The following is a 12,057-nucleotide window of genomic DNA, read 5'->3' as shown; positions in this document are numbered from 1 at the left end:
ATGGTTTTCCCGGGAAAAGCGCGTAGCGCTTTCCCTTGGGAATTGCGTGAAAACAAAGAGATAGAGCGGGTCGCCGTTTCCGTGAAACGGTGAAATGCTCTAGCCGCCGACCATCAGCCTGACGACTTCGTCATGGTTAGTCTCGGAGATTTTGCGCTCGCCGGCCTGGATGCCGCGCCGCAACACCACGATGCGGTCCGAGACGGCAAAGATGTCCTGCAGATTGTGCGAGATGAAGATCACCCCGCGCCCCTGCGCCTTGAGCTGGTGGATGAGCGAAATCACCTTGCGCTGCTCCGGCACGCCAAGGGCGGCAGTCGGCTCGTCCATGATCAGGATCTGCGCATCCCAGTAGACGGCGCGGCCGATGGCGACGGCCTGGCGTTGGCCGCCGGAGAAGTTGCTGACCGGGGCTTCGAGCCGGCTGACATGGAAATCCAGCCGCCCCATCGTCTCCTTGGCCGCCGTGGCCATCGCCTTGCGGTCGAGCACCGGCAGGAAGCCGAACGCCTTGCGCATCGGTTCGCGGCCAAGGAAGATGTTGGCGCCGATCGACAGATTGTCGGCAAGCGCGAGGTCCTGGTAGATCGTCTCGATGCCCTTTTCGCGCGCCTCCTGAGGCGTCGCGAACGTCACCTGCTGACCCCTGAGCAGGATTTCGCCGCCGGTCGGCTGGAACACGCCCGATATCGCCTTGATCAGCGTCGTCTTGCCGGCGCCATTGTCGCCGGCGAGCGCCACCACTTCACCGGGCCGCACGGCCATGGAGAAGTCGTTCAGCGCACGCACGGCACCGAAGTGCTTGGACAGGTTGCGGACTTCCAGCAGGGGTGCGTTCTGGTTGGTGCTATTCATCCTGACGGGCTCCACTGAACCGGCGCTGCGCCTGGTCGATGAGAACGGAAATGATGATGACGATGCCGACGGCGATGAATTGCCAGAACGGCTCGACATTGACGAAGACCAGTCCGTACTGGATGACCGCGATCACCAGCGCACCGGCCACGGTGCCGAAGATAGTGCCGGAGCCGCCGAACAGGCTGGCGCCGCCGATCACCACGGCCGCGACGCTATCGAGCAGCAAAGGCTCGCCGGCTTGCGCGGCACCCGCGGTAAACCGCGCGGCATAGAGCGCGCCGCCAAGGCCGGCGCACATCGCCGACAGCACATAGAGCCGAAGGATGTGGCCCCTGATGTCGATGCCGGCGCGCCGCGCCGCCTGCACGTTGGCGCCGATGGCATAATTGTGCTGGCCGAACCGGGTCTGGCTGAGCAGATAGTGCATCACGACGACGAAGACGGCGGCGATCATCACCAGATAGGGGATGCCGTGGAACTTGCCGTTGCCGAGCAGCGCGAACCACGAATTTTGCACCGGCACCGTCGTGCCCCCGGCGAGCAGGAAGGCGGCACCGCGCGCGACGCCGAACATGCCGAGCGTGCCGATGAAAGGCGGGACCCTGAGGCGCGATATCAGCAAGCCGTTGATGACGCCTGGCACGCCGGCAACGATGACCGCGGCAAGGATGCCTGCCAGCATCGCCAGCGGCAAGGGAATGGCCGCGCCCGCCATGTTGGTGGCATGCGCGGCGATGACGGCGGCCAGCCCCATTATGAAGCCGAGCGACAGGTCGATGCCGCCCGAGATTATGACGAAGGTTTGCCCTGTCGCCAAGAGCAGCGGCGCCACGGCGAAGATCGCAATGGACTGCAGGTTGAACGGATTGAGCACGAAGGTCGCACCGAAGTCGGTCCTCGACCAGATTTCGAAGCAGATGATCAGGCCGGCAAGGAACAGCCAGGCGCGCGCCTCCGCTATGCGTGCGATCCAGTTCCTGGCCGGATCGCCGTGATCGGCCTGAGGGGCGACATGCTTCTCGGCCGGCTGGGCTGGTGATGTGGAGGTCATGGATACTCCGCGGCTGCCATCAAAAAAGGTCCTGCCTTCGGCGAGAACCCGGCACGGGCTCCTCCCGGCGGACCGGGAAGAGCCGGGCTCGTCTCGACTTACTCGGAGTAGAGATACTTCGAGATGTTCGGATCCGCGATATTGGACTTGTCCATGATCGTGAAGCCGGTGCCGATCGTGACCGGAATCGACTGGCCGGTCAGGTGGGCATAGGCCGAAACGACGCCGTAATAGCCGATCTCGGCGGGATGCTGGGCGATCGCCACGTCCACCAGGCCGGTGTTGATGTTGTCGACGATGCTGGTCGGAGCGTCGAAGGCGACCACCTTGACGGTTCCCGTCTGTCCGGCCTGCTTGACGCCATTGGCCGCGCCCAGCGCCGAGAACAAATTGGCGCCGAACACGCCGACCAGGTCCGGATTGCGCGCGAATACGGCCTGCAGTTGCGAGGCCGCCTTGTTGGCATCGTCGTCGTTGAACTGGGTCTCCAGCACGGTGATGCCCGTATGCTTGGCCATCTCCTTCTTGAAGCCCTCTTCACGCTGGTCGGTGGTCGAGATTCCGGGCTTGACGTTCGAGACATAGACCTTGCCCTTGTCGCCAACCGCGGTGGCCAGCGCGCGAGCGGCAATCTCGCCGCCGAGCACATTGTCGGAGGCGATGTAGGACAGCGGGAAATCGGCGTCACCCGCGCCGGTCTGGTAGACGCCGCTGCCGATGAAGGTGTCGACGGTGATGACCGGAATGCCGGCATCATTGGCCTTGCGCAGCGGCTCGACCAGCTGAACCTTGTCGGTCGGCGCAATCAGGATCGCGTCAGGCTTCTTGGCGATGACCGCATCGAGCACCGGCACCTGGGTGACCGGGTTGAATTCCGGCGCGCCCTGGAAAACCAGGTTTACGCCAAGCGCATCGGCAGCCGCCTGGGCGCCCTTGCGCATGGTGATGTAGAAACCATCGGTAGTGAGGCCCGGAATGAGCGCAATGGTGTATTTCTTGTCCTGCGCCTGCGCGGGCGCGATCAGCACCGTCGCACTGACGGCAAGCGCCGCGAGCGCGGCAACAATCTTCTTCATGACATCCTCCTCATTATTGGCAGATCTGCCGTTGCAAGTGACATTGGAATGGCCGCCATCCGCTAAGGGACAAGGCAGCGTGAACGCCTGTTTGCCGTCACGGGCAGCTTTCCTCCCAAGCGCCCTTCAGTCGATATGTCAGCCGGTCAGCCAGACCGGTACACTTGGCCACAGCCCCATTCCCCTACCTCCGCGAGGTCCGGCAAACTGTGCCCCCGCCGCGCCTTGCTGGCGGGCATCCTGCCTTGTAACACTTTGCAGAAATAAATTGCAACTCGGTTTTTCCGAGCTTGCAGCGCCGGGTTTTTTCACACCGTACGACATTCGACTGCTCCGTGGAGCCCCAGCAAACTATTGCCCGCGCCTCGCGGCGACACAACTTGTTTCCGCAGCCGGCTCCATCCCGCCGCCAGTATCCTGCCGACCCTATCGCTGCGCAAGCGTCGCGAGTATGGCCTGCGCCGTCTTCGTATCGGTGACCAGCGTGTTGATCAGCCCTGCGCGAGCCGCGCCGATGATTGCCGTCGCCTTCTCTGGCGATGCGGCAAGGCCGATCACCTGCGGCACGGCGCGAAGCTGTGCCGGCGACATGGCGATCATCCGGCTCTCCCCTTCCCACGCGATCGGCTGCCCCTCGACATCGAAATAATGCCGAAGCACATCACCGGCCGCATGGACCAACGCCTGCTCGCTCGGCGTGGCGGCACTTGCCTCCGGCGCATTGATGGCATGCGGCAGGCCAATACCGACGATCGCGATGTCGGTCTTCTCCCACAAGGCGACGGCGTCGCGGATGGCGACATCGCGCAGGAAGACATCCCGCAACTCCGTGGACGGCAGATAGGGTGCATGGATGAAGTGCGGCGTGCCGCCGAACTCCTCGGCGGCAAGCCGCACGAACTCATTGACCTGAAAATGCGCCGCGTGCTGCTGCATGCCGCCGGTGGCGGCGACGGTGAGCACGCCCGGTATGCGCGGCAGGCCGGCCCGGATCACTTCGCGCACGGCGCGCCCCCAGCCGATGGCGACCACGGAGCCTGCCACCAGTTGCGCCTGCCTGAGCAGCCCGCCAAGCGGTGCCGCCAGCGCCGCCAGCGTGCCTGCCGCCGGCGTCTCGACCACCGCGGCATCCCGCAGTTTCAACCCGTCGATCAACTGCCTGGTGATGTCCTCCGGCGTCGCCAGATCGAGAACCTCGATACGCACGATCCCTTCCGCCCGTGCCCGCTGCAGCAGTCGCGAAATCGTCGCGGTGGAGACACCGAGCTGCCGCGCGATGTCGACCTGCGACATCTCCTCCAAATAGTGCAGCTTGGCGACCGTGTGCAGCAGTGTCCGCGACGCGGTCGCATCCTGGATGGAGGGAACAGACAGCTTGCAATTCCTTTCAGCAACGTGTTACACACGTATACGCCGATGGGAGTTATCGCGCAAATCCAGCCGACTCGCAACGTGGGGCCGCTTCCATGCGGCAATGTCGGCCGGCACCGTTTTTGAGAGCGGACGGCGCACCACGCGGCAAAAAATCTCCTCGCCGGCAAAGGCGGGCAGAACTGAACATTGTTGTTTCCACGGGATCCGCGCCCTCGGTAGACGGCGCCAACATCGGACTGAAGATCATGACGAAGATGACCACCGCGGAGCTGCGCGGCTACCAGCAGATATGCGGCAAGGACGGGGCAATGGTGGCCATCGCCTGCGACCAGCGCGGCGGCATGCGGACCTTGTTGGCATCGGATCCGGCAGAGCAGGCCAAGATCACCAACGACATGCTCGGCGACACCAAGGCTGACATCACGCGCTACCTCGCCAGTGCAGCATCCTGCGTGCTGCTCGACCCACTCTGCGCGGTGCCGCGCATCGTCGACGAGGGCGTCTTGAACCGCGATACGGCACTGCTCATCGGCCTCGACGCCTCCGGTTTCGACGTCTCGCCCGAGGGCTACCGGTTGTCACGCCTGGTTCCAGGCATCGATGCGCGCCGTGTCCGCGCCCTGGGCGGCACCGGCGGCAAGATCATGGTCTATCTGCGGGCCGACAAGCCGCAAGCCAACGAACACAACATCGCCATCCTGCGCCAGTGCATCGCCGATTTCGGCAAGGAGGACCTGCTGCTGGTCGTCGAGTTCCTGACCTATCCGCTCGAAGGCGAAAGCCCCGAGGACTATGGGGCCAGGACGCCATGGCTTGTCGAGGAAGGCACCAGAATCTCGCTGGAATGCGGCGCCAAGGTGCTAAAGCTTCCCTATCCCGGCACCCCCGAAGCCTGTGCCAACATCACCCGAATGGCCGGCGAGGTGCCATGGGCGGTGCTTTCGGCCGGCGTCAACCACGCAACATTCCTCGGCCAGGTCGAGATCGCCATGCAGAACGGCGCTTCGGGCGTCATCGCCGGCCGTTCGCTGTGGAAAGACTGCATCTCGCTCGACCGTGACATCCAGCGCGAAAGGCTTAAGACCATCGCAGTGCCGCGGTTGCGTGAAATCCAGGCCGTGATCGGGCACTACCGGCAAAAAGCGGCTGCCTGACAATTGCGTTTGAACTAAAGCTATTCCAGCAGAAGTGTGAAGCGGTTTTGCGTCCGGAACTTGCGGAAAAACAGATGCAGGACGTCATGCCTCTCAGCATAGGGATCGATATAGGCGGCACCAATCTGCGTGCCGCCCGCGTCTCCGGGACCGGTGAAATCCTTAAGCGCGTTTCCGAAAAGAGCGCGCCCGACCCGGGGCTGGTGCTTGGCCGCATCGCCGACATGGTGCGCTTTCTCGACACATCCGATGTGAAGGCGATCGGCGTCGGCGTCCCCGGCCGCGTCGATGCGCGGCGCGGCGCCGTTCTGTCGGGCGGCTACGTCAACCTCGCTTCGGTTGCGCTGGCGCAACGCCTGGAAGACATGACCGGCAAGCCCGTCATCATCGACAACGACTGCAACATGGCGCTGGCCGCCGAGATGGCGCTCGGCGCCGGGCGCGGCCATGACAACATCGTCATGTTCACCATAGGCACCGGCATTGGCGGGGCCGTCGCTCAAGATCGCCTGATTACGCGTGGCTCGGCAACGGCGGGCCAGCTTGGCCACATCACCGTCGATGTCGACGGCGAGGTTTGCGCCTGCGGCCGGCGCGGCTGCGTCGAGACCACCAGTTCGGGCACGGCGCTCGGCCGCCACATTGCACGCGCCGGGCTCGACGCCGACATTTCTGTCGATCAGCTTTTTGCCCGCGATGCGGCCGGCGACATCCAGGCGCGCGGCATACTCGACGCCTGGGCGAGACCGCTGCGTGCCGCCATCGACACGGCCGTTGCCGTGCTCGATCCCGACATGGTGCTGCTTGGCGGCGGCCTTGGCCGGGCAGCACACCGAGCACTCGGCCGAGCACCGGCGCTGGCGCCCTGGTACCAATGCCCGGTGCAACCCGCGCAGCTCGGCGACGACGCCGGCGTGATCGGCGCTGGCCTCCAGGCACTCGCCATGGAACCGGGCGCAGGTCCGGTTCCGCGCTTGGCCCAGTTCAGCCACGCCAGGCGTGCCGTGCTCGTCAACGGCGTTCCCGCAAGCGGCAAGAGCACCGTCTCGCGCGGCATCGCCGACCGCATGGGATGGCCGTTGCTCGCGCTCGACACGATCAAGAATCCGTTCCTCGAAGTGCTTGGCGGCGGCGACCGCGAATTCAACCGCACGCTCGGCCGCGCCAGCTATCAAGCGATCTGGTCGACCGTCGGCGAGGCGCCGGCGGGCACCACCTTCGTCGTCGATGCCTGGTTCGGTTTCCAGCCGCGCCAAGTTCTCGAGGACTATCTGCGAAAAGCTGGCGTCGAACAGACCGTCGAAATCTGGTGCCACGCGCCCGGCGAAGTCCTTGCCGAGCGCTATGGCGCCCGGCTCGACCAGCGCCCCGCTGGTCATCCCGGTGCCGCCTATATCCCTGAACTGATCGAGCTCGCCAAGCGTGCCGAACCGCTGCGGCGCGGACCGCTCTTCGACGTCGACACGACAAAACCGATCGACTTCGATGCCATCACGGCATGGCTGCGGGCGGTCATGGCCGCCCGCTTGGATGTACCTGGCTGAACCAGGACGTCAGTCCCGTTTGATCAATAGCCGACCGTAAAACGCTGCCTGACATGCGCAGGCTTTTCGATCTCGTCGACCATGACGATCGCGTAATCCTCGAAGGAGATGCTGCTGCCCTTGTCCGAGGCGAGGAGCGTGTCCTGGCCAAGGCGGAATTTGCCGGTGCGCTCGCCAGGGATGAACATGGCGGACGGCGAGAGGAACGTCCAATCGAGATCGCCGACGGTCTTCAACTTGTCGAGGAAGTCGGCGCCCTTCTGTGCCTCCGCCTTGTAGATTGCAGGGAATTCGGGGGTATCGACCAGACGCTTGCCCGGCGCGACCTCGAGGCTGCCGGCGCCGCCGACAATGAGGTAGCGCTTCACGCCGGAAGCACGCACCGCGGCGATCAGCGTGTCGGCGTCGCTGTCCAGAAAATGCACCGAGCTGACCACCACGTCATGGCCGCGGATCAGGTCGGCGAGAGCTTGGCTGTCGAAGACATCCCCCTTCCTGGCCGTGACGCCGGGCAGCGCAGCGATCTTTTCCGGGTGTCGCGCAATGCCGGTGACTGTGTGGCCACGATCCGAGAGTTCCTTGAGGATGCGCGAACCGACGGCGCCCGATGCACCGATGAGAGCGACTTTTGCCATGTCTTTTTCCGTTCCTTGCTGGGGTTAGTTGGGAGAGATCACGCCGCCGCGATATGGGCGACAAGATTGTCGAAGCTGCCGAACAGTGCGTTCGAACCGATGAGCCGGGGCGCGTCGTTGCGGATGACCGCGAGCGAAGGCACGCCGTCGGCATGAAGGCGCTCGAACAGCGTTCGGCCTTGGCCGACGAGTTCGCGGTGCGCCTTCATCAGCCGTTCCGTCGGCGACTGCAGCAGGCCGGCAGCATCCGCCATGCCGGCGGCGGCAAGCACTTCTGCGACACCGTCGATCGTCACGATATCCCTGCCATCGACATAACGCGCCCGCTGGATCGCCTTCAGCGCCGTCAGCCGGCCGCCGGGACCTTCCAGGCCAGCAGCGCTGATGCCGAGCGTGGCGGCATGGGAATCGAGCAAGGTGCCACGGACATCGAGGACATCGCGCCGATAGGCCTGCGTGAACTTCTGCCCGGTCAGGCGCTCGATGCGCTGGTCGTTCGCCCAGGCGTGGGCAGCGAAAGCTTCATCCATCGGCCGCGCCCCTGCGCCGGAGAACAGGCCGGTCGGCAGCAGTTCGATGCGCACGCCGCTGGCCGACAGCCTGTCCAGCATCGGGGTGGCGCCGTAGCACCAGCCGCAGAGCGGATCGAAAAGATAGGTCACGTCTGGATTGCTCACGATCATACTGTCCTTGCTGTGGGTATCAGGTGCGGCCCACCGGAATGTGCTGGCCATATGTGGCAGACGGCGACCTTGCGATAAACCAGAGCCAATAATACAAACTGTCCGATCAAATCAGACAAAGGCAGGTCATATGGCCGAGCTTCTGAATCTCAATCGGCTCGTCTACTTCACCACGGTGATGGAAACCGGCTCGTTCACCGTGGCGGGGGACCGGCTGGGCGTTGCCAAGGCCGTGGTCAGCCACCAGATCGGCAAGCTTGAGGAGGAACTGGGCGCAACGCTCATGCGGCGCACGACGCGGCGTGTCACCCCGACAGAAGAAGGGCGCCTCTTCTATGACCGCGCGACCATCATCTTGCGCGAGGCCGAGGCAGCCTATGGCGAGATCTCGCACGGGGCGGTCGAGCCCGCCGGAATGCTGAGGCTGACTGCACCGCTCGACTATGGCGCTAAGGTGGTCGCGCCGGTGATGGCCGCGTATCTGAAGACCTATCCGCAGATGCGCGTCGAGGCGATCTTCGACGACGCGGTAAGCAATCTGGTGGACGAGCAAATCGACCTCGGCATCCGCGTCGGCTGGCTTGCCGATTCCTCCAACCAGGCGCGGCGCCTGGGCACGATACGGCAGATCGTGGTGGCAAGCCCGGCCTTTGCCGCAAGCCTGCCGTCCGACGTCGGACCGCACCAGGCGAGATCGCTGGCCTGGGTTGGCAACGCGCAGCTGCGCGGCATCGGCCAGTGGCTGTTTTCCAGGGATGGGGAAACGGTGCTGACCGAACTCAATCCGGTCATCATGTGCGACAAGAGCCCGGCGGCCCTGGCCTGTGTGCTCGCCGGCATTGGGCTGGGCATATTCCCGGACTACAGTGTCAATGACGATATCGCCGAGGGACGGCTGGTGCCGGTGTTCGCCGGCTGGACCTTGCCGACCGGCGGTATCCACGCGGTCTTCCCGCCGGCCCGCTTCCGGCCCGCCAAGGTGCGCGCCTTCGTCGACTTGCTGGCGGCGGCCGAGAGAAAGCGCGCGCGTCGCCTCGAAACGGCATGATGCCGCCGGGCGCGCGACATTGTCAGCAAGAACTTACATTCGCGCGCGGAGCCGTGCCGTTCGATTGCCGGCGAGAGGCACTCCTCATTGTCTGGAACTTGCCGCCAGACATGCAAACGGCCCGCTTGAGCGGGCCGTTTTAAGTTTGGTTGCGGGGACAGGATTTGAACCTGTGACCTTCAGGTTATGAGCCTGACGAGCTACCGGGCTGCTCCACCCCGCGTCAACCCTAAGCAAGCGTTTGCTTGCTGATCTAAGCAAGCGTTTGCCTGCTTTGGACGTAAGCCGATGCCTATGACTAGGATGGCTTACAAATAGATAGCTGGCTCACCAAATGAAAGGGCCGCTTTCGCGGCCCGTGGTTTCCCGATTGGCGGGCCATGTTCGTAAAGAGAAGATTTCACTGACATCCGGTTGGATGTGAGTTCAACGTGCGTTTGGCAGACCTGGCAGCGACCTACTCTCCCGCGTCTTGAGACGAAGTACCATCAGCGCTGGAGCGTTTCACGGCCGAGTTCGGAATGGGATCGGGTGCAGCCGCTCCGCCATAACCACCAGGTCGGCAAAACGCACGTTGTTTTCGAGAAGCTGGGTTAGGGGTTAGGCAGCAGGGAATAGTGAGCAGGGGATACCCGCTCGCTATTGGCTTGTGCCCGTTTGCCCGTCTTTCCGTGCCAATGGCGACTTTCATTGCAGGGCGCCCCGGGCGTAAGCCCGCAAGCGCGACTGCGCGTCGCCGGTTTTCCGGCGCCCTCGCGGAGCATAGGCCCCAGAGGGGCCGCTCATGCGTGAGCGCTGGCCAGATCATCGTGTTCACGATGAGCATAAGGAATGAGAACGATCAAGCCGATCGAACTATTAGTACCGGTAAGCTTCAAGCGTTGCCGCTCTTCCACACCCGGCCTATCAACGTGGTCGTCTTCCACGGTTCTCAGGGAATACTCGTTTTAAGGTGGGTTTCCCGCTTAGATGCCTTCAGCGGTTATCCCGTCCGGATATAGCTACCCTGCTATGCGGCTGGCGCCACAACAGGTCCACCAGAGATCCGTCCATCCCGGTCCTCTCGTACTAGGGACAGATCCTTTCAATATTCCTACACCCACGGCAGATAGGGACCGAACTGTCTCACGACGTTCTGAACCCAACTCACGTACCGCTTTAAATGGCGAACAGCCATACCCTTGGGACCTGCTCCAGCCCCAGGATGCGATGAGTCGACATCGAGGTGCCAAACAACCCCGTCGATATGGACTCTTGGGGGTCATCAGCCTGTTATCCCCGGCGTACCTTTTATCCGTTGAGCGATGGCCCTTCCACGCGGGACCACCGGATCACTATGACCGACTTTCGTCTCTGCTCGACTTGTCAGTCTCGCAGTCAGGCAGGCTTATGCCATTGCACTCAGCGAACGATTTCCGACCGTTCTGAGCCCACCATCGCGCGCCTCCGTTACTCTTTAGGAGGCGACCGCCCCAGTCAAACTACCCACCATACATTGTCCCGGACCCGGATAACGGGCCGCGGTTAGACATCCATAGTAATAAGGGTGGTATTTCAAGGGTGGCTCCACCTGAGCTGGCGCCCAGGTTTCAAAGCCTACCACCTATCCTACACATGCCACTACGAATGCCAATGTAAAGCTATAGTAAAGGTGCACGGGGTCTTTCCGTCTAACCGCAGGAACCCCGCATCTTCACGGGGAATTCAATTTCACTGAGTCTATGCTGGAGACAGCGGGGAAGTCGTTACGCCATTCGTGCAGGTCGGAACTTACCCGACAAGGAATTTCGCTACCTTAGGACCGTTATAGTTACGGCCGCCGTTTACTGGGGCTTCGATTCAGAGCTTGCACCCCTCCTCTTAACCTTCCAGCACCGGGCAGGCGTCAGACCCTATACGTCGTCTTGCGACTTCGCAGAGCCCTGTGTTTTTGATAAACAGTCGCTACCCCCTGGTCTGTGCCACCCTCCTCCACTTGCGTGGAAAAGGGTCACGCTTCTTCCGAAGTTACGCGTGCAATTTGCCGAGTTCCTTCAGCATAGTTCTCTCAAGCGCCTTGGTATACTCTACCAGACCACCAGTGTCGGTTTCGGGTACGGTTTATAAGGAGGAGCTATTTCCTGGAACCACGCAGCAGCCCGTTCAATCCGATAAGATTGGACTACCTCAATGATCCGTCACTACCTCCAAGCCCACGAATATTAACGTGGTTCCCATCGACTACGCGTTTCCGCCTCGTCTTAGGGGCCGGCTAACCCTGCTCAGATTAGCTTTAAGCAGGAACCCTTGGTCTTTCGGCGGGGAGTCTCTCACTCCCCTTACGTTACTCATGTCAGCATTCGCACTTCTGATACCTCCACCACCCCTCACGGGTATGGCTTCATCAGCTTACAGAACGCTCCGCTACCGCTTGGCCCTTGCGGACCAAACCCTAAGCTTCGGTGTATGGCTTTAGCCCCGTTACATTTTCGGCGCAAAGACCCTTATTTAGACCAGTGAGCTGTTACGCTTTCTTTAAATGATGGCTGCTTCTAAGCCAACATCCTGGTTGTTTTGGGATCCTCACATCCTTTCCCACTTAGCCATAACTTGGGGACCTTAGCTGTAGGTCAGGGTTGTTTCCCTTTTCACGAC

Annotated in this window: 9 protein-coding genes, 1 tRNA gene and 2 rRNA genes (1 of these 12 running past the window's edge); 3 read left to right on the top strand and 9 right to left on the bottom strand. The window is 62.7% G+C overall.

Annotation, left to right across the window (positions count from 1 at the left end):
• Nucleotides 1-99 precede the first annotated feature (99 nt).
• The 4 genes from AC0NIH_RS08140 to AC0NIH_RS08125 form a co-directional block, all read right to left on the bottom strand.
• Nucleotides 100-855 (bottom strand): ATP-binding cassette domain-containing protein, encoded by a 756-nt coding sequence (locus AC0NIH_RS08140; protein ID WP_023780629.1) that lies wholly within the window; start codon nucleotides 853-855, stop codon nucleotides 100-102.
• The gene (locus tag AC0NIH_RS08135) at nucleotides 848-1,909 is read right to left on the bottom strand and encodes an ABC transporter permease subunit (protein WP_473463690.1); all 1,062 of its coding nucleotides are present in this window, start codon (nucleotides 1,907-1,909) and stop codon (nucleotides 848-850) included. Before AC0NIH_RS08135 ends, AC0NIH_RS08140 begins: the two co-directional genes overlap by 8 nt.
• Nucleotides 1,910-2,007: 98 nt before the next feature.
• Nucleotides 2,008-2,985 (bottom strand): ABC transporter substrate-binding protein, encoded by a 978-nt coding sequence (locus tag AC0NIH_RS08130; protein ID WP_023780630.1) that lies wholly within the window; start codon nucleotides 2,983-2,985, stop codon nucleotides 2,008-2,010.
• A 426-nt stretch (nucleotides 2,986-3,411) separates the two neighbouring features.
• Nucleotides 3,412-4,317, bottom strand: coding sequence for a sugar-binding transcriptional regulator (locus AC0NIH_RS08125; RefSeq protein ID WP_473463921.1), 906 nt, complete (start codon nucleotides 4,315-4,317; stop codon nucleotides 3,412-3,414).
• 287 nt (nucleotides 4,318-4,604) lie between these two features.
• Between AC0NIH_RS08125 and AC0NIH_RS08120 the strand changes: the two genes are divergently transcribed.
• Both AC0NIH_RS08120 and AC0NIH_RS08115 read left to right on the top strand, forming a co-directional pair.
• Nucleotides 4,605-5,513, top strand: coding sequence for a tagatose-bisphosphate aldolase (locus tag AC0NIH_RS08120; RefSeq protein ID WP_473463687.1), 909 nt, complete (start codon nucleotides 4,605-4,607; stop codon nucleotides 5,511-5,513).
• A 74-nt stretch (nucleotides 5,514-5,587) separates the two neighbouring features.
• Nucleotides 5,588-7,057, top strand: a complete 1,470-nt coding sequence (locus tag AC0NIH_RS08115; RefSeq protein ID WP_473463685.1) for an ROK family protein — start codon at nucleotides 5,588-5,590, stop codon at nucleotides 7,055-7,057.
• A 23-nt stretch (nucleotides 7,058-7,080) separates the two neighbouring features.
• Here the strand turns inward: AC0NIH_RS08115 and AC0NIH_RS08110 are convergent, their stop codons facing one another.
• Both AC0NIH_RS08110 and AC0NIH_RS08105 read right to left on the bottom strand, forming a co-directional pair.
• Nucleotides 7,081-7,692, bottom strand: a complete 612-nt coding sequence (locus AC0NIH_RS08110) for an NAD(P)-dependent oxidoreductase (RefSeq protein ID WP_473463682.1) — start codon at nucleotides 7,690-7,692, stop codon at nucleotides 7,081-7,083.
• A 38-nt stretch (nucleotides 7,693-7,730) separates the two neighbouring features.
• Nucleotides 7,731-8,369 carry a DsbA family protein gene (locus AC0NIH_RS08105; protein WP_473463680.1) on the bottom strand — a complete coding sequence of 213 codons (639 nt, stop codon included), beginning with the start codon at nucleotides 8,367-8,369 and terminating at the stop codon, nucleotides 7,731-7,733.
• Between the two features lie 136 nt (nucleotides 8,370-8,505).
• Between AC0NIH_RS08105 and AC0NIH_RS08100 the strand changes: the two genes are divergently transcribed.
• Nucleotides 8,506-9,423 (top strand): LysR family transcriptional regulator, encoded by a 918-nt coding sequence (locus tag AC0NIH_RS08100; RefSeq protein ID WP_473463677.1) that lies wholly within the window; start codon nucleotides 8,506-8,508, stop codon nucleotides 9,421-9,423.
• A gap of 146 nt (nucleotides 9,424-9,569) precedes the next feature.
• Here the strand turns inward: AC0NIH_RS08100 and AC0NIH_RS08095 are convergent.
• The 3 genes from AC0NIH_RS08095 to AC0NIH_RS08085 form a co-directional block, all read right to left on the bottom strand.
• Nucleotides 9,570-9,646 (bottom strand) — tRNA-Met (locus AC0NIH_RS08095).
• 221 nt (nucleotides 9,647-9,867) lie between these two features.
• Nucleotides 9,868-9,982 (bottom strand): 5S ribosomal RNA (gene rrf / locus AC0NIH_RS08090).
• Nucleotides 9,983-10,260: 278 nt separating this feature from the next.
• Nucleotides 10,261-12,057 (bottom strand): 23S ribosomal RNA (locus AC0NIH_RS08085) (it continues 1,024 nt past the right edge of the window).

Source organism: Mesorhizobium sp. WSM1386, assembly GCF_055901595.1.
The sequence above is the reverse complement of the archived record's forward strand: the minus strand, read 5'-3'. Positions and strand labels throughout refer to the sequence as shown.